Source organism: Vibrio chagasii (genome assembly GCF_024347355.1).
GTDB classification, from domain to species: Bacteria; Pseudomonadota; Gammaproteobacteria; order Enterobacterales; family Vibrionaceae; genus Vibrio; species Vibrio chagasii.
On the sequence record NZ_AP025465.1, the window covers coordinates 801,269 to 819,930 of the forward strand.

At 44.9% G+C, this 18,662-nt stretch carries 17 protein-coding genes; 3 read left to right on the forward strand and 14 right to left on the reverse strand.

Translation table 11 applies throughout. The annotated features are described in order from the left end of the window. The first annotated feature begins 29 nt into the window (after positions 1-29). On the forward strand, positions 30-806 hold the full coding sequence (locus tag OCV52_RS03560) for a YggN family protein (RefSeq protein ID WP_102425976.1): 777 nt from the start codon (positions 30-32) through the stop codon (positions 804-806). A gap of 277 nt (positions 807-1,083) precedes the next feature. Beyond that, positions 1,084-2,445: a sodium-dependent transporter gene (locus tag OCV52_RS03565; RefSeq protein ID WP_137407353.1), complete on the forward strand. Its 1,362-nt coding sequence runs from the start codon at positions 1,084-1,086 to the stop codon at positions 2,443-2,445. Between the two features lie 165 nt (positions 2,446-2,610). Here OCV52_RS03565 and lipA read toward each other — a convergent pair whose 3' ends face one another. The 12 genes from lipA to leuS form a co-directional block, all read right to left on the reverse strand. Beyond that, entirely contained in the window at positions 2,611-3,576 is a 966-nt protein-coding gene (lipA, locus tag OCV52_RS03570; RefSeq protein WP_004737631.1) for a lipoyl synthase, read from the reverse strand. Positions 3,577-3,580: 4 nt separating this feature from the next. Then, positions 3,581-4,240 (reverse strand): lipoyl(octanoyl) transferase LipB, encoded by a 660-nt coding sequence (gene lipB, locus OCV52_RS03575; RefSeq protein ID WP_137407352.1) that lies wholly within the window; start codon positions 4,238-4,240, stop codon positions 3,581-3,583. A gap of 194 nt (positions 4,241-4,434) precedes the next feature. After that, the gene (gene ybeD / locus OCV52_RS03580) at positions 4,435-4,713 is read right to left on the reverse strand and encodes a DUF493 family protein YbeD (protein WP_026084358.1); all 279 of its coding nucleotides are present in this window, start codon (positions 4,711-4,713) and stop codon (positions 4,435-4,437) included. 232 nt (positions 4,714-4,945) lie between these two features. Next, positions 4,946-6,127 carry a serine hydrolase gene (locus OCV52_RS03585; RefSeq protein WP_081090352.1) on the reverse strand — a complete coding sequence of 394 codons (1,182 nt, stop codon included), beginning with the start codon at positions 6,125-6,127 and terminating at the stop codon, positions 4,946-4,948. 93 nt (positions 6,128-6,220) lie between these two features. Continuing rightward, positions 6,221-7,060, reverse strand: a complete 840-nt coding sequence (locus tag OCV52_RS03590; RefSeq protein ID WP_137407351.1) for a septal ring lytic transglycosylase RlpA family protein — start codon at positions 7,058-7,060, stop codon at positions 6,221-6,223. Positions 7,061-7,063: 3 nt separating this feature from the next. Beyond that, positions 7,064-8,185 (reverse strand): rod shape-determining protein RodA, encoded by a 1,122-nt coding sequence (rodA, locus tag OCV52_RS03595; RefSeq protein WP_105059129.1) that lies wholly within the window; start codon positions 8,183-8,185, stop codon positions 7,064-7,066. Next, entirely contained in the window at positions 8,185-10,077 is a 1,893-nt protein-coding gene (gene mrdA / locus OCV52_RS03600) for a penicillin-binding protein 2 (RefSeq protein ID WP_105059130.1), read from the reverse strand. Before mrdA ends, rodA begins: the two co-directional genes overlap by 1 nt. A 6-nt stretch (positions 10,078-10,083) precedes the next feature. Next, complete coding sequence (rlmH, locus tag OCV52_RS03605) at positions 10,084-10,554, reverse strand: 23S rRNA (pseudouridine(1915)-N(3))-methyltransferase RlmH (protein WP_004737638.1); 471 nt, start codon at positions 10,552-10,554, stop codon at positions 10,084-10,086. A 3-nt stretch (positions 10,555-10,557) separates the two neighbouring features. Next, complete coding sequence (rsfS, locus tag OCV52_RS03610; RefSeq protein ID WP_008224165.1) at positions 10,558-10,875, reverse strand: ribosome silencing factor; 318 nt, start codon at positions 10,873-10,875, stop codon at positions 10,558-10,560. Positions 10,876-10,925: 50 nt separating this feature from the next. Then, positions 10,926-11,951 (reverse strand): DNA polymerase III subunit delta, encoded by a 1,026-nt coding sequence (gene holA / locus OCV52_RS03615; protein ID WP_137407350.1) that lies wholly within the window; start codon positions 11,949-11,951, stop codon positions 10,926-10,928. Positions 11,952-11,963: 12 nt separating this feature from the next. After that, entirely contained in the window at positions 11,964-12,617 is a 654-nt protein-coding gene (locus OCV52_RS03620; RefSeq protein WP_137407349.1) for an LPS-assembly lipoprotein LptE, read from the reverse strand. A gap of 165 nt (positions 12,618-12,782) precedes the next feature. Next, on the reverse strand, positions 12,783-15,359 hold the full coding sequence (gene leuS / locus OCV52_RS03625) for a leucine--tRNA ligase (protein ID WP_137407348.1): 2,577 nt from the start codon (positions 15,357-15,359) through the stop codon (positions 12,783-12,785). 262 nt (positions 15,360-15,621) lie between these two features. On the opposite strand from leuS, the gene OCV52_RS03630 reads away from it, so the two are divergent. Next, a complete protein-coding gene (locus OCV52_RS03630; RefSeq protein WP_061033217.1) occupies positions 15,622-16,092 on the forward strand; it encodes a zinc ribbon-containing protein in 471 nt (156 codons plus the stop codon). Between the two features lie 72 nt (positions 16,093-16,164). Here OCV52_RS03630 and lnt read toward each other — a convergent pair whose 3' ends face one another. Together lnt and corC are read right to left on the reverse strand one after the other, a co-directional pair. Further along, positions 16,165-17,682: an apolipoprotein N-acyltransferase gene (gene lnt / locus OCV52_RS03635; protein WP_137407347.1), complete on the reverse strand. Its 1,518-nt coding sequence runs from the start codon at positions 17,680-17,682 to the stop codon at positions 16,165-16,167. A 32-nt stretch (positions 17,683-17,714) separates the two neighbouring features. Further along, entirely contained in the window at positions 17,715-18,605 is an 891-nt protein-coding gene (gene corC, locus OCV52_RS03640) for a CNNM family magnesium/cobalt transport protein CorC (protein ID WP_004737645.1), read from the reverse strand. Between the last annotated feature and the right edge of the window lie 57 nt (positions 18,606-18,662).

Consider the following 18,662-nt stretch of genomic DNA (forward strand, 5'->3'; position numbering starts at 1 on the left):
GTAATCTGGCAGATTGATGAGAGGATGTTATGAAAAGCAATGTATTTATGAAAAACAGTGTATTAATTGCATCGTTAACAGCGGCGATCTCTGTTGTGAGCCTGCCAACATTTGCGGCTCAATGTCGAGTTGATTTGAAGAATGAGTTGCGAATCGATGACCAAAAAGTCGAAATTCATCAGGTAAATGGTGATACCGCCGTGTTCGATGATAATAATAATCTCTATATTCATGGCGAGAAAGTTGAGCTTGATGCTGACCAACAAGCGGCGATTGAAAAATATCGTGAGAGTATGAGTGAGTACATACCACGAGCTAAGCAGATGGCAAGCGAAAGTCTCGCATTAGCCAATGATGTAATTGATGATATTGCTGTTAGTTTAGACTCTCCAGAATCGTTTGATAACGTAAAAGAGTCGATGAAAACGTTTTTCGCAGACCTAGAGGCCCGCTACTACAAAGACGGTGAATTGGTTTTGCCTGCAGACAGCTTTGAGTCGATGGCCAATGGTTGGTCTGAAGACTTCGAAAAAGCTAAAGAGATTTTTAACCAAGAGTTTATCTCTAGTGCTTTTAATGCCATGTCAGAGAAGATGAAGCAAGAAGGCGGACTCAACCTGACGGAATTGACAGACAGCATGGCTGAACTCAAGCTGAAAGTTGAAGAGCGAATGAAGCAGCACGCCAAGCAGATGGAAGAAGAAAGCGCAGAGTTCTGTGACTCTCTTGATGAGATGGCAGAACAAGAGCAAGAACTGCATGAAATCATTCCAAACTTAAAAGATTATCAAGTATTCACGATTTAATTCGAGTCTAATGATGAATAGCAAGAGCACCAGTTGGTGCTCTTTTTGTTTGTATTGTTCCCCCAATGATAAGTGTCAATTTTGTGGTCTGACTCTGTTGATGATCCTTTGGTGTCTATATTTGTAGAATTATTGAACTGGAATTTTGTTAATTTTGTGGTTCTAAATAGCGCATTGATTGTAAAAATTAGAGAATTGTTCATTTATTGGTTGTGTCTATCATTGCTTTTTATTACTGTACTTCTCAACTAGTTCACTGATTCTTTGTGCGAGCAATATGGACCAACAATCTTCCTCTTCAAGAGAGCTGTTTAGTTCTCGTTTAGGCTTTATTTTAGCTGCGGCTGGTGCTGCTGTTGGCTTGGGTAACATTTGGGGTTTTCCAACTCAGGTAGCGAGTAATGGCGGTGGTGCCTTTCTACTTGTTTACCTCATCATGATTTTCGTGGTTGCGTTCCCTATGCTGGTGGTTGAAATGGCGATTGGTCGTCATGGTCAAGCCAACCCAGTTGATAGTATGCGTTCACTAACGGCTAATCCGCTAGGCAAAAAAGTCGGTGAGTTTGTTGGTTGGATTGGATTAAGTGTCCCAAGTGCCGTACTGGCGTTTTACAGCATTGTTGGTGGTTGGTTAATCTGCTTCCTAATTGGTGCTGTCGCTGATCTTATTGGGCTAGAGGCTGCTGCTGATTGGTTTAAAGGCTTCAGCGTTGAGCGTAATGTATTTGGTACTGTAGCGTTCTACGTACTGACCATTCTTATTGTACAGGGCGGTGTTAAACAAGGTATCGAGAAGTGGTCGACGCGTTTAATGCCAGCACTGTTTGTTTTGTTCGGTTTATTGTTCGTATATATCATGACTCAAGCTGGCGCAATAGAAGGCTTGAAGCATTACCTAGTGCCTGATTTTGAAAAGGTGCGGGATAGAAAGCTAATTCTAGCAGCGATGGGACAAGGCTTCTTCTCGCTAACGATTGGTGGCTGTTCAATGTTGGTTTATGGATCTTACTTAAGTAAGAAAGAAAACCTGCCAAAAATGGCGATGAACGTGACGCTAGTTGATACCGCAGTGGCTTTTATTGCCGGTTTAGTGGTTATGCCTGCGATGTTTGTTGCGATGCAAAAAGGCGTTCAAATCTATGCAGAAGATGGTTCGCTGTTAAGCTCTGACACGCTAGTGTTCACGGTTCTGCCTTTGATGTTTGATAGTTTAGGTATGCTTGGTCAGATCTTCGCGATTGTTTTCTTCTTATTGCTAACCATTGCTGCGTTGACGTCTTCTATCTCAATGCTAGAAGGTCCGGTAGCGCTAGTGAGTGAGCGCTTCAATACCAGAAGAACGCCAACAAGTTGGGTGATTGGTGGTGCAATCGCACTGTTCAGTGTGGTAATTGTCTACAACTTTGCTGCGATGTTTGGCATGGTGGCGATGATAGCGACACAGTACCTGCAACCAATTGCTGCATTGATGTTCTGCCTGTTTGGTGGGTGGGTGTGGAGCCGAGCGTCAAAAGTGAAAGAGCTTGAGCAAGGCTGTCCTGATTTTCAGCTTGGTTGGTTTGGTAAGGTTTGGCCGATGTATGTGAAGTTCGTGTGCCCAATCTTAGTGGCAACGGTAATCTGGGCTTCTTTCGGTTAATTCGCCATTATTATTTGCTTGTCTATCGTCTAGACCTGAATTTAACAAAGCCGCTCTCGTAGAGCGGCTTTGTTGTATCTGAATGGGAACATTACGGTTTGTTGATAAGAAAAAGGCGCATCCACGAGGGGATGCGCCTTTGAAACTGAGGAGATAAGTAATCGCTTACTTAATTTCCATACCTTGTGCTTGCAAGTCTGCATGGTAAGAAGAACGTACAAACGGACCACATGCTGCGTGAGTGAAGCCTAGCTCTAGAGCAATCTCTTTTAGCTCGTCGAACTCTGACGGCGGCACGTAGCGCTCTACTGGTAAGTGGTGACGGCTTGGTGCTAGGTATTGACCAAGAGTCAGCATAGTTACGCCGTGCTCACGAAGGTCTTTCAATACTTGAATGATCTCTTCTTTGGTTTCACCAAGGCCCATCATAACGCCAGACTTTGTTGGGATGTCTGGGTGCTGCTCTTTGAACTTCTTCAGTAGATCAAGAGACCACTTGTAGTTCGCACCTGGACGCGCTTTACGGTACAGGCGTGGCGCTGTCTCTAGGTTGTGGTTGAAAACATCTGGCGGATTGTCTTTCAGTAGCTCTAGTGCGACGTCCATACGACCGCGGAAGTCTGGAACCAGCGTTTCGATACGAATGTTTGGGTTTAGCTCGCGGATCTCACGGTTACAGTCTGCAAAGTGCTTAGCACCACCGTCACGCAAGTCATCACGGTCAACTGAAGTGATTACTACATACTTCAGTTTCATGTCTTGAATTGTCTTCGCCAGTTTCTTCGGCTCTTCTGCTTCAGGAGCAACAGGACGACCATGGGCAACATCACAGAACGGGCAGCGACGAGTACAGATAGCGCCAAGAATCATAAACGTTGCCGTACCGTGGTTGAAACACTCGGCTAGGTTAGGGCAAGACGCTTCTTCACAAACTGAGTGCAGGTTATTTTTGCGCATTGCTGATTTGATTTCTTGGATACGATGGCTGTCTGAAGGAAGTTTAATCTTCATCCATTCTGGCTTACGTAGTACTTCTTTCTGTTCAGCAGGCATATTCTTTACGGGAATTAATGCCATTTTGTCAGCGTCACGATATTTAACGCCTTTTTCCATTTGGATTGGTTTGCTCATGATTTTATGCTTCTGCTGTAATGTTACTGGTGGCTTGAATGTCTACTTGGTCATAGCCGAGCAGCTCTACGAGCTCTTGTATTAACTGTTGCTCAACGTTCTCTAATTCACTTGGTCCGCCTAGCTGGCTTACTTGTGCCATTTCCATACCTTGGTAGCCGCATGGGTTAATGCGTTGGAATGGGGACAGGTCCATATCAACGTTTAGTGCTAGCCCATGGAATGAGCAGCCACGTCGAATTCGTAATCCGAGTGAACAGATTTTCTTGCCATCGACATAAACACCAGGAGCGTCAGGTCGGGCAGCTGAATCTATATTGTAAGCTTTCAGAGTGTTGATTACGAGGTTCTCGATATGAGTAACCAAATCGCGCACTCCGAACTTCTTGCGGCGGATGTTAATCAGAAAGTACGCAACTAACTGACCTGGGCCGTGATAAGTCACTTGGCCACCGCGATCGCTTTGTATCACAGGGATATCGCCAGCATTTAATACATGCTCAGCTTTGCCTGCTTGTCCTTGAGTGAAGACAGGGTTGTGTTCAACCAACCACACTTGGTCTACGTCTTCTTCTGTGCGTTCGTCTGTGAACTTATGCATGGCTTTCCATACAGGTTCGTAATCCTGACGGCCTAATTTTTTTACGATTAGCTTATTTTGCAAAGCGGCACTCCCTCAAGGATTAATAAAGTGAACGCATTATAAACGCGAAACATGATTCTAACTACAGATGGACTGCAAGGTTTTTCAACTTTCTTTGTATTTATTTAAAATTAAGTTGAATGAATTTGACCGTAATAGGGTGCTATAAACAAAAACAGCGGCATTAAGCCGCTGTTTTTCATGCGTAATCGAGGTTACAGGACCATACGAACGATTTCGATCTCGCCTAGTTCTTTGTATAGCGTTTCCACCTGCTCAATTGAAGTCGCAGTGATGTTGATAGAAACAGAGTGGTAGTTACCCTTTGCACTTGGTTTTAGTGTTGGGCTGTAGTCACCAGGAGCATGACGCTGGATCACTTCTAGCACTAGTTCAGTCAGTTCTGGCTTAGCGTGGCCCATTACTTTGTAAGTGAATGAACAAGGGAACTCTAAGAGGTCTTTTAGTTTTGCATCAGAATTGATGTTCATGATTAGCTCCAAAAGGCTAGACTCTCGCAAATTGGCGGAAGTCGATAAAAAGCGTGTTCGGTCAGTAGACTCGAGTAATAAGGCGGAATATTACGTGTAAATATCACTGAACTCAAGATCAACAAAAGCCGCACATGGCGGCTTTTGTTTCGCTAAAGAGTAAATCATGAACTTACTCATTAGGTTAGCTTTCTAGCAAGCTTAGTTTTTGTTTAGAACAAAACCTTGGACTTACTTAGAACAAGCCTTTGAATAGCAGTACTAGGTAATCCCATAGGCGGCTAAATAGGCTGCCTTGCTCTACGTCTTCAAGTGCTAGTAGTGGGTATTCCGCAACATCTTCACCATCAACTTGGTAGAAAAGTTTACCAACAACATCACCTTTGCTGATTGGCGCTTCTAGCTCTTTCTCAAGTACAAAGCTTGCTTTAAGGTCTTTAGCTTGGCCGCGAGGCAGAGTGACGAAAGTATCTTCATCAACACCTAGCGCTACCGTATCTTTGCTACCCATCCAGATTTTTTCTTCTACGAAAGTTTCACCAGCAGTGTGTGGTGCTACTGTTTCGAAGAAGCGGAAGCCGTAGCTAAGCAGCTTTTTGCTTTCTGTTTTACGAGCGTTTGCATTCTTAGTACCCATCACAACCGCAACTAGGCGCATTTTGCCTTCTGTTGCTGAGCTTACTAGGCTGTAACCTGCATTGCTTGTGTGGCCTGTTTTAATGCCATCAACGTTCATGCTCTTGTCCCACAACAGACCATTACGGTTGTATTGGGTGATGCCGTTGTATGTGAATTTTTTCTGTGAGTAGATACGGTACTCATCAGGAACGTCACGAATTAGCGCCTGACCAAGCAGTGCCATATCGTAAGGCGTTGAGTATAGGTTCGGGTTGTCTAGACCGTGCACGTTAGCAAAGTGCGTGTCTTTCATGCCGATAGAGCTTGCCCATGCGTTCATTAGGTCAACGAATGCGTCTTCTGAGCCAGCAATGTGCTCAGCCATTGCTACACAAGCATCGTTACCTGATTGAATGATGATACCGCGGTTCAGTTCTTCAACTTTAACCGTTGTGCCAACTTCAACGAACATTTTAGATGAGTCTGGGAAGTTTTTAGCCCAAGCATTTTCACTGATTACAACATCGTCGTTTAGGTTGATGTTACCACGCTCAAGTTCTTGACCGATTACGTAGCTCGTCATCATCTTGGTTAAACTTGCTGGAGAAAGTTGAGTATTCATCTCTTTCTCTGCTAGTACTTTGCCTGAATGGTAATCCATCAGAACAAAACCTTTAGCGGCGATTTGTGGTGCATCAGGAACAACAATTGGAGCAGCGAATGACGATGTAGCTATTGTTGCTGAAAGCGCAACAGAAGTAGCAAAAATCGTTTTAACAAGTTTATTAGATTTAATCATTTTGAATGCAATTATTTGGTGAACTATTCATATCTTACCAGAATCACTCTGTCACACCAGAGCGCTGATTACCAGAGGTTACTGTCAGATTAATTAGCGAGTTAGCGTGTGTTTCTTGATATAAGCAGAAGGGTAACCCATCAGCTTAACCTGTTCTAATTTCTCTTGAGTCAGAGCATAGTCATGAAATGGCCCAAGCATCAGTCGGTATTGACCATCATTTGGCTGCAAGAAGCTTGCTACTGCTAGCTTTTCGCTGAGATCTTTGGCTAACTTCTCCGTTCTGTCTTCATGTTGCGATGTCGCGACTTGAATAATAAACTGTGGCAAAGCCGCCTTCTTTTTAGCGTCAGTTGGCATTGCAACTTTGATCACTTCAATCTCAACATTTGCGGTGCCAGTCCTTAAGACATCAAGCTTGTAAGCCGCAGCATAACTGAGGTCAATGATTCGCCCTTCATGGAATGGGCCACGATCATTAATACGCACAATCGTTGTTTTGTTGTTGTCGGTATTCGTGACTTTTACATAGCTTGGAATAGGCAATGTTTTGTGTGCCGCCGACATCGAATACATGTCGTAAATCTCGCCGTTAGATGTCAAATGACCATGAAATTTTTTGCCATACCAAGACGCTTTGCCTTTCTCGGTGAAGCCTTCGGTTTCCTTTACGATTTTGTAGTCTTGGCCACGTAGGGTGTAGTCACTGTTACCACCCAGGCTGTAGGGTTCGTATTGAGGATGTGCGTCCTCTAAATGCTCGACTGAAATAGGGGCATCAGGTGCAATATCTGAATCGATATCGTAACGGCCACTTGGCTTCTGCGAGGAACAGCCATTGATTAAAATCGCTAAGCCCAGAACTGAGACTATTTTTTTGACTGGCAGCTCATCAACCAAGGATGCTTTTTTTGAAAACGTTGTAATAGACATCGATTAGGTCGCCTTTGAGAATGCTTTTCTGTGTGTGTGGATCGACATTAAAATACCAAAACCAGCCATTAGGGTAACCATAGAGGTACCGCCATAGCTGACCAAAGGAAGAGGTACACCTACAACCGGTAGAATGCCACTTACCATGCCAATGTTTACAAAAATATAAACGAAGAAGCTCAGTACAATACTGCCGCCCATCATTCGACCAAAGGCCGTTTGCGCTTGGCTTGCGAGGTACAAACCACGTCCAATAATGAATAGGTAGATAGCCAGTAAGAACAAGATACCTATCATGCCCCATTCTTCAGCGATAACTGCAAAAATGAAGTCAGTATGGCGCTCAGGAATGAACTCTAGTTGAGACTGAGTCCCTTGTAGCCAACCTTTTCCGGATATACCGCCTGACCCTATCGCAATCTTACTTTGAATGATGTGGTAACCCGCACCTAATGGATCGGATTCAGGATCAAAAAGGGTTCTTACCCGTACCTTTTGGTATTCACGCATTAAGAAGAACCACAAAATTGGGATAAATGCACCTAAGGCGACAGCAGCACTAGCAATGATCTTCCAGCTAATACCCGCTAGGAATATCACGAAGATACCCGATGCCGCGATAAGGATAGAAGTGCCTAAATCGGGCTGCTTCGCGATTAAAATCGTCGGTACAAACACCATAACCAGCGAGATCGCTAAGGTTTGGAATGTCGGTGGTAGTGAACGCTTACCAATAAATCTCGCCAGCATTAAAGGCACGGCGAGCTTTAAGAGCTCTGAAGGCTGGAATCGAACAAAACCAAAATTCAGCCAACGCTGTGCACCTTTAGAGGCTTCGCCAAAGAAGAGTACGCCTAATAGCAGAATAACGCCGCCAGCGAATAGCACTGGGGCTAGAGTCTCGTAGGTACGTGGTGATATCTGAGCTAAGAAAATCATTACGCCCAAAGACAGTGCCATACGCATCGCCTGGCGATCCATCATCGCTAAGCTCTGTCCACTCGCGCTGTACATGATTAATAAGGCAAAGCCCATTAAAACTAGAATGCCGAGTAAGAGTGGCAGATCGATATGGAGCCTTTCAAATAAGGCTCTGTTTCGTCCTGTTGAAGGATCAAGTTTCATTATTTTATTGGCTCGCTTTGATAATCTTCTGCAAGGATAATGTGGTCTAGAATTCGTCTTACTACTGGGCCGCCATTCGATGAACCACCGCCAGCATTTTCGAGAACGATAGTGACAACGGCCTCTGGGTCTTCAAGCGGTGCATAGCCAGTAAACAATGCGTGGTCACGTAGGTGCTCAGCGATTTCATCGGCGTTGTACTCTTCATCTTCTTTCAGACCAAAGACTTGTGCTGTACCTGACTTACCTGCGGTAACGTAAGACATATTTTGAAATGAGCGTCTTGCTGTCCCTTTTTTACCGTGGTTAGCCAGCTTCATACCTTCTTGAGCGATATCCCAGTACTTCTTCTTAACGCCTGTTAGTGGCGGGTAAGTTTCAATGTCCGACATAACTTGCTCGTCGAATGGGTGACCGTTTTCAATTGTGGCACGCAATAGGTGAGGTGCTGTTACCTCGCCCTTATTGACCAGCACGGAGGTCGCTTTTGCAATCTGCATTGGTGTGGCCGTCCAGTAGCCTTGACCGATACCTACAGGGATTGTGTCACCTTGGTACCAAGGCACACGGTGTCTGGCCATTTTCCAGTCTCGGGTTGGCATGTTAGCTTTACTTTCTTCGTAGATATCGATGCCCGTGTAGTCGCCAAATCCAAACATCATCATCCATTTGGATATGCGGTCTATACCTAGGTCATACGCGATCTGGTAGAAGAAAGTGTCCACCGACTCTTCGATGGCTTTTACGATATCGACTTTACCGTGTCCCCAACGTAACCAATCTCGGAATGGTCGAGTTTTTGAGTTCGGGATCTTCCAGTAGCCAGGGTCGTTACGTGTGGTATTCGGTGTGATGACACCTTCTTGTAAAGCTGCAACGGCCATGAAGGGTTTGATCGTTGATGCTGGTGGATAGATACCAAGTGTGGTTCGGTTTACTAGAGGACGATTTTTGTCCTGAAGTAGTGCGTTATAACCTTTAGAAGAAATGCCATGTACGAACGCATTAGGGTCATAGCTCGGGCTTGAAACCATCGCCAATACGCCATTATCTTTTGGATCCAATACAACTGCTGAGCCACGGCGTCCATCGAGTAGCTTATGAACGTAAAGCTGAAGGTTGATATCCAGGTTCAGTACAATATCTTTACCCGGAACAGAAGGAACAAATTTGAGCGTGCGGATAACTCGCCCGCGGCTATTGACTTCAACTTCTTGATAGCCGGCTGTGCCGTGTAGCAAATCTTCGTAATAACGTTCGATACCGAGCTTACCTATATCACGAGTCGCTTGGTAATTGGCGTCTTTTTCTTCCCGTACCAAGCGCTGCATATCACGGTCGTTGATACGAGAGACATAACCAATAACGTGGGTAAGCACATCACCATACGGGTAGAAGCGCTTTAAAGTACCTGTAACTTCAACACCTGGGAATTTGTGTTGATTTACCGAGAAGACAGCTACCTGTGATTCTGTCAGCTGATTAAGAATGGGTACTGATTTAAAGCGTCGTGAATTACGGCGCTCACGGTTAAATCGTTCAATACGCTCTGGTGGGATCTCAATTAACTCTTGTAGACGGACAAGTGTATCGTCCATATCTTTGATTTTTTCGGGGGTGATTTCTAGGTTGAAAACCGGACGGTTCTCGGCAAGAAGTACACCGTTTCGATCGTAAATCAAACCACGGTTTGGTGCGATTGGCACCACTTTAATACGGTTGTCGTTAGAGCGAGTTTTATAGTCTTGATATTGATTGACCTGAATGTTGTACAGGTTAACAACCAACAATGACATCATGACTATGATGCCTGCAAACGCAACAAAAGCACGACTAGTAAATAGTCGTGCTTCTGCTTTGTAATCACGGATTTGGCTACGTTTACGTAACATTAACGCTTATTCTCGATGATAAGGGTGGTTAGCAGTGATGCTCCAAGCTCGATACAAGCTTTCAGCCATGATAACGCGTACTAATGGGTGAGGGAGAGTAAGCGCAGACAGAGACCAACTTTGGTCTGCGGCCGCTTTACATGCAGGTGCTAATCCTTCAGGCCCGCCAATCAGGATAGAAACATCACGTCCATCCAATTTCCAGCTTTCCAATTGCTCAGCAAGTTGTGGTGTGTCCCACTTTCTTCCTGGGATATCTAGAGTGACAATTCGGTTGCCTTTTGGCACCGCAGCCAACATGGCTTCGCCTTCCTTTTGAAGGATACGAGCGATATCAGCGTTCTTACCACGCTTGCCTGCTGTGATTTCAACAAGTTCTAACGGCATGTCGTGAGGGAAGCGGCGTTTATATTCGTTAAACCCTTCTTCAACCCACTTCGGCATTTTCGTGCCAACCGCGATTAACTGGATCTTCAAGTTTTAGCCCCAAAGTTTTTCTAGTTGGTACAGTTCACGATGCTCTTCTTGCATAACGTGAAGCATACTTGTACCCATATCTAGTACAACCCATTCACCTTCTTGCTGGCCGTCCATACCAAGTGGCTCAAGACCGGCTTTCTTTACTTCGTCTGCAACATGCTGAGCAATTGAAGCTACGTGGCGCTTAGAAGTACCAGTACAAACGATCATGTAATCCGTCACACTTGATTTGCCTTCTACATCGATGGTCACAATAGATTCTGCTTTCATGTCGTCAGCTTTGTCTGCAAGAAAGTCTTTTAGTTCTTCACGTAACACTGGGTGTTCCTTAAATCTGAATTTGGTTCTACTAAGATCATAACACGCTTTTATGCGTGAGATGGTATTGAAGCTGAAGGGATACAAAACTCAACGCTTAACTGATGGATTAGTGGCCAAGGCGACTGCTCATACTGAGTTTTTGTTATCAATTCTGCTTGGGTCAGCAACGCAAACAGTGAGTGTAATTGAGAAATTGAAACTCTTGTTAGCGCGGCGTTATAAAGCGGCTTTTTCGATTGCCAGATACGATGTTTTTCGAAAACCTGACCGATCGGCATGAGTTTCATTTGTTGCTGCATTTGCAGTAGCAATGCAAGTTCTCGTTGTACGCTTCGCAGCAGAATAACCGGTTCGACACCTTCAGCTTCGAGTTGTCTTAGGATTCTCTGTGCTCGATTCCCTTTCCCTGCCAGTAGGGCGTCACTCCAGTGGAATGGCGTAAAGTGGTTGTGGCGGCTCAGAGACTCTTCTAAGCGTACTAAGGTTAGCTTTCCATCTGGATACTGAAGTGCCAGTTTTTCGAGGCTTTGTGTAAGTGCAAACAGGTTGCCTTCATGCCACTGCGCCAGCATCTGAATAGCTTCAGGATCTGGCGATAATCCGACTTGGCGACAGCGTGCTTGAACAAACTGAGGTAGCCTGCTGACATCAGGCGTCAGGCAACTTACCCAATGCCCTTGGCTAGAGAGTGCTTTAAACCATTTAGCGTTTTCTTGAGCTTTTGTCAGTTTGGTGCCAACAAGAATTAGCAAGATATCGCTGTGGATATGCTCAGAGATAGCCAACAGTTCTTTGGCTATTGCGGCATTCACGCCTGACTCTGGTAGTTCAAGCTCAATGATTTGACGGCTAGAAAACAGGCTTAGCGCTTGAGTACAGTCATAGACTTGGTTCCAGTCCATACTATTATCAATCGCAAAGCGGTGACGTTCCTCGAAACCTTGTTGTTTAGCCGCTTTTTGAATCGCTTCTCGGCTTTCTTGCAATAGCAGTGGTTCATTACCAAAGATCAGGTAAACGTTGCTCAGCTGTTTAGCAAGTTGTTCTGGTAAGCGGTCAGCAAAAATACGCATCAAATCAACCTATTATTGAGCAGATTCGCTGAGCTCTGGTTGCTGTTCTGTGCTTGGTTCGATTTCAACGTCGTCAATCTCAACATTCTTGATGTTGTATTGCTTTTCAAGCTCTTTAACTTGCACAGTTTCTAAAGACTCTAGATTCATGCTACCAGCGGCAATGTTGGCTTTTAGGCGAGCCATCTGACGAAGGATTTGGCTAGTTGCTAGCTTGCGCATTTCATCTTCGATCATGTCGCGTTCAACAGATTTTGCAAGAGCCGTTAACGGGTTATCGAGGTAACTGCGGGTAACACTGGTTGAGAAGGTTTTTGCACCGAGATCTGGAATCGTTACGCGGTATGAAGCGCGGAACGTAAGTTCTTTCTCAGCAGCACGAGTATTTTGGTATAGCGATAAAGTACGCTCACCAACACTCTCACTAATGATGTGCAGGTTAGGGGTATTTTCAGCTGGTGGCACAATTTCAACATCATTCATGCGCAGTTGGCCTTTCATCATACGTGTGAACGTACTGTATTGGTCGTAACTGGTTACTGAGATCTTGTTGAGTTCTTCTGGTACTGAGTAGTCACCACGTAGGTGAAAACCACAGGCACTAAGTAGGCTAACGGTTAGAACAACAATAGTAACTTTCAATGAAGATAGTGAAATCAGGCGCATTATTTGATGGCTCTCATGAAGGTAGAATACTTATTTAAAGGCTTTAGTTTGTTGGCGTGAGGTTAGTCACTGAAAGTAAAGCGTTTAAATAAGTAGACAGGGTAATTTAATTACCCTGTCTAAAGACTGCCAAAAACGAATTAAGTTCGTTTTAGTCTACAGCGATTAGTTAGCAACGATGTTTAGAAGCTTACCCGGTACAAAGATGACTTTACGGATCGTTAAGCCATCTAGGAACTTCTTAGCGTTCTCATCGTTCAGACCAAGCTCACGAACCTGCTCTTCTGTTGCATCAGCTGCCACAGTTAGCTTCGCGCGCAGCTTACCGTTGATCATAACAACGATCGTCTTCTCGTCTTCAACTAGTGCTTTCTCGTCAAATGTTGGCCATGTTGCTGAGTCAACATCTGATTCACCAAGAGCAATCCACATTTCGTAAGAGATGTGAGGAGTCATTGGGTAAAGCATGCGAACTACTGCTTTCAGTGCTTCGTCAAGGATTGCACGATCTTGTGCTGATTCTTGAGGCGCTTTCGCCAGTTTGTTCATCAGTTCCATGATCGCAGCGATCGCTGTGTTGAACGTTTGACGACGGCCGATATCGTCCGTTACTTTCGAGATAGTCTTGTGAACATCACGACGAAGTGCTTTTTGGTCACCAGAAAGTGTTGCAACGTCAACAGATTCAGCCGCGCCCTTAGATGAGTGAGCGTGAACCAGTTTCCAAACACGTTTAAGGAAGCGGTTTGCACCTTCAACACCAGATTCTTGCCACTCAAGTGTCATGTCTGCAGGTGATGCAAACATCATGAATAGACGTACTGTGTCAGCACCGTACTTGTCTACCATCTCTTGTGGGTCGATACCGTTGTTTTTCGACTTAGACATCTTGATCATGCCTGAGTGAGCAACGTCACGGCCTTGGTTGTCTTTCGCAGAAGTGATACGGCCTTTACCGTCACGCTCTACAGCAACATCTGTAGGAGCAACCCACTCTTTAGTGCCTTTCTCGTTCTCGTGGTAGAACGCATCTGCTAGTACCATGCCTTGACATAGTAGTTGCTTGAACGGTTCGTCAGACGTTACGTAACCTGCGTCACGTAGCAGTTTGTGGAAGAAACGAGAGTACAATAGGTGCATACAAGCGTGCTCGATACCACCGATGTACTGGTCTACTGGTAGCCAGTAATTCGCTTTTTCTGGATCTAGGATATCGTCAGCTTGTGGTGAACAGTAACGAGCGTAGTACCAAGAAGACTCCATGAACGTATCGAACGTGTCTGTTTCACGTAGAGCTGGTTCGCCGTTGAATGTTGTTTCTGCCCACGACTTGTCAGCCTTGATAGGGCTAGTTACACCATCCATTACCACATCTTCAGGAAGAATCACTGGTAGTTGGTCTGCTGGTACTGGGTGAACTTCACCATCTTCAGTCGTTACCATTGGGATTGGTGCACCCCAGTAACGTTGACGAGATACACCCCAGTCACGTAGACGGAAGTTTACTGTTTTCTTACCTTTGCCTTCAGCTTCTAGCTTCGCAGCAATTGCGTCGAATGCTTCTTGGAAAGCAAGACCATCGAACTCACCAGAGTCGAACAGTACGCCTTTCTCGGTGTAAGCTGCTTCAGATACATCTAGCTCAGAACCATCTTCTGGCTTGATTACTGGAATGATATCGATTCCGTACTTAGTTGCGAACTCGTAGTCACGTTGATCGTGAGCTGGAACCGCCATTACCGCACCTGTGCCGTAATCCATAAGTACGAAGTTTGCTACGTATACAGGAACAACACGACCGTTAAGAGGGTGGATAGCCGTTAGGCCAGTATCCATACCTTTCTTTTCCATCGTTGCTAGTTCAGCTTCAGCAACTTTGGTGTTGCGACACTCTTCAACGAATGCAGCAAGCTCAGGGTTGTTCTTAGACGCTTTCTCTGCAAGAGGGTGACCTGCAGCGATACCAACGTAAGACACACCCATCAGCGTATCAGGACGAGTTGTGTACACTTCTAGTGGTGCTTCTTCACCGTTAACAGCGAAAGATAGCTCAACACCTTCAGAGCGACCGATCCAGTTGCGCTGCATGGTTTTAACCATTTCAGGCCAACCTTCAAGGTTATCTAGGTCATCTAGTAGCTCTTGAGCGTACTCAGTGATCTTAATGAACCACTGTGGAATTTTCTTTTGCTCTACTGGAGTATCACAACGCCAGCAGCAACCATCTTCTACTTGCTCGTTTGCTAGTACAGTTTGGTCGTTTGGACACCAGTTAACAGAAGATGTCTTCTTGTATACTAGGCCTTTTTCGTAAAGCTTAGTGAAGAACTCTTGTTCCCAGCGGTAGTATTCAGGTGTACATGTTGCGAATTCACGATTCCAGTCGTAACCAAAGCCAAGAAGCTTAAGCTGGTTTTTCATGTATTCGATGTTTTCGTAAGTCCATGGTGCAGGTGCTGTGTTGTTTTTTACAGCTGCGTTTTCTGCAGGTAGGCCGAATGCATCCCAACCGATTGGTTGCATTACGTTTTTGCCTTGTAGACGTTGGAAACGAGATACCACATCACCGATGGTGTAGTTACGCACGTGACCCATGTGCAGTCGGCCACTTGGGTACGGGAACATAGAAAGACAGTAGAATTTTTCTTTGTTTGGGTCTTCACTTACAACGAAAGTTTCGCTGTTATCCCAGTGTTGTTGAACCTTTTGTTCAATCTCTTGCGGGTTATATTGTTCTTGCATCGATGGTATCCGGTTATCTTGGAATTTGTGAGTTCGGTTAGAACAGAATCTTACAGATCGTCATAGAATACCTAAAGGAGCTTAGTACAACAATAGTTATACCCTTCATACTTGCAGTTGCTGACTCGTAGATGGCGTAATTTTCACTGAATTTCGCAGGGCAACTATACTTAAGAGTATGAATTGCATTTGTTTGTAAGCGAGAGTGCATAGCAGCGCTTCGTTTACTCACTATAACGTTGGTTATCTTAAGGAGGTTGTTATGCCGAAGAAAAAAGCACTCTATGAAGAAGTGGTTGAAGAGGTTATCGAAACGCTGAAGCATAGTCCTGAAGAGCTCAACAACAAAATCGAAACATCAGGCAAATATGCGAAAGCCGCCAATGACATGACTAAAGATGAGCTATCGCTGATCTCTGCTTACGTGAAGTCAGACTTGAAAGAGTTTTCTGAGAGCTACGAAGAGAGCAAAAGCGGTCCATTTTATCTGATGATTGCTGACTCTATTTGGCAGGGGCTTCTAGATATTACCGATCGCACCAAAGTCGAGTGGGTCGAGCTATTCCAAGATTTAGAGCACCAAGGCTTATATCAAGCTGGCGAAGTGATTGGCTTGGGTACACTTGTCTGTGATGAGTGTGGTCATCAAACTGAATATAACCATCCAACGACCATCATTCCATGTATCAAGTGCGGCTCGAAAGGGTTTAGTCGCAAAGCATTAAAGCCATAAACCTCCCCATATACGGCATAAACACAAAGGGTTGACCAAACGGCCAACCCTTCAAGTTATTTCATGTCGAATCTAGTTCTTTGGTTTTCTCACACCCCAGCCAATTACCAAGCTTAGTAGCACCCAAATATACAATGGCCAAGTACCGACCACGCGGTAAGGGGTTTGGCCATCTGTTGAAACAAGCTCGGCTTTCAGAACTGCCGTTTCAAACTGAGGTATTTGCTTGATGATATTGCCTTTGTAGTCCGTCACCGCTGTCACACCGTTGTTGGTTGAGCGAATTAGCGGCTTACCAAGCTCTAAGGCACGCATTTGTGCGATTTCCATATGTTGTAATGGACCAATTGAACGGCCAAACCACGCATCGTTAGAGAGCGTTAGAATAAAGTCCGTATCGTCTGTCACATTCTGTCTTACTTGATCATTAAAGATGATCTCATAACACAGAGCTGGCGCTAGATGACGACCGTTAGCAACAATGTTTGGCTGGATGAAATCGCCACGACTGAACGATGACATTGGCAAGTTAAAGAACGGTGCTAATGGACGCAATATATCTTCAAAGGGTACAAACTCACCAAATGGTAATAGGTGATGTTTGTGGTAGCGCTCGTCTGGGTCATAGCTGTATTCACCATATGGGTTAACACCAAGAGAAAGAATACTGTTGTAGTATTTCTTATCTTCAGACTGGTTCAGTACACCTGTGATGATGGAACTGTTGTTTATCTTAGCTGCGCTATCTAAGTTACGTAGGAAAGACGGTATCTCGACTTCAAAAGCAGGGATCGCGGCCTCTGGCCAGATAATGATATCTGCATCCCAGTTTTCCCTGCTTAGGTCAGTGTATTTCATCATAGTCGGCCAGCGGTGACTTGGCAGCCATTTGCTGTCCTGGTCGACATTACCTTGAATCAACACCACTGAGGTGGTTTTTTCAGGATTCGGTGTTACCCAATCGATGTTGCGAATACCAAAGCCAGTACTAAATACGACTGCAGGAATAACAACGATGCTCCAGGCTCTGTTTATAACCGCATAAGCAAACGCTGATGCTGAAACGATAATGGTAAGAGTCACTAGCTCGACACCACCAATTGGTGCGAAAGAGCCTAACGGAGAGTCGATTTGGCTATAGCCCAACCACAACCATGGGAAGCCTGTCATTACCCAGCCGCGTAGCCAATCACTGATCAACCATAGTGCCGGAGCGGCTAGGAAGAATCGGCTTAAATTATTAGTGGGGAAGAACTTATTTAAGCTCCAAGTAAAGAGCCCTGAGTATACGGCTAAATAGCCAACGAGGAGTGCCATCAAAAATAGATTGGCCGCTAGTGGCATACCGCCAAAGCCGTCAATACTGACATATACCCAGCTGATTCCTGTGGTGAACTGACCTAGGCCCCATGCATAACCAATCCAAAGTGCACTCTTAGGTGAACGATTGTGGATCAGTAGCAGTAATAAAGCTGGGCTGAGAATGGCAAGAGGCCATATTGAGTATGGAGCGAATGAGAGGGTGGTTATAGCGCCAACAAAAACGGCCGCAAGCGGCCGTAATAGGCGATGAATAAAAGTCTTAGTCATCTAATTTCTGTCATCTCTTTAGAGAGAAGTGGTTATTCTTCGATAGTCGGAAGAGGCTGCTCGTCAGGAATGGTTACCTGTAGCTGAATCACACGACGATTATCTGCTGATGTTATTTTGAAATGGTAGTTTTCGATTTCTACAATTTCGCCACGAACTGGCAGGTGACCGAGTGCTGTCATAACCATGCCGCCTACTGTATCCACTTCATCATCACTGAAAGCAGTGTCAAACGTGTTGTTGAACTCTTCAATGGTGGTTAAAGCTTTAACAGAGAAAGTATGCTTACTCAGCTTACGGATATCCAACTCTTCTTCATCGTCGAACTCGTCTTCAATTTCACCAACGATTTCTTCGAGGATATCTTCAATGGTTACTAGGCCAGAGACACCACCAAACTCATCAACAACGATAGACATGTGGTAACGCTCTTCACGGAACTCCTTAAGTAGGCGATCAACTCGCTTACTTTCAGGAACAACAACCGCAGGGCGAATCACTTGTTCGATATCAAATGGGGCACTGTCTGAACCCAGGTATTTAAGTAGGTCCTTCGCTAATAGAATGCCTTCAACATGGTCTTTATCTTCACTGATCACTGGGTAGCGAGAGTGTTGAGCATCAGTAATCAACGCAATCAATGTATCTAAATCATCGGTGCGCTCTACTGTAACCATTTGAGAACGAGGCAGCATGATATCGCGTACTCGCATCTCTGAAATTTCCATAACACCTTCGAGCATGTCGCGAGTGTCGTGGTCAATCAGGTCATTAATTTCTGAGTCGCGGATTACATCTACGAGCTCTTGGCGGTCTTTTACCTCGCCTTGAAATAGTTGGCCTAGGCGTTCAAAGAAGGACTTTCTACTCGGACCTTCAGATTTTTTACTTCCCTCAGAAGTGGGGGGGTTACCTTCGTTCATGATTTCTCAAAAAATAACGCTATCAGAAGTGTGATAGCACACATCACAACTCAGATT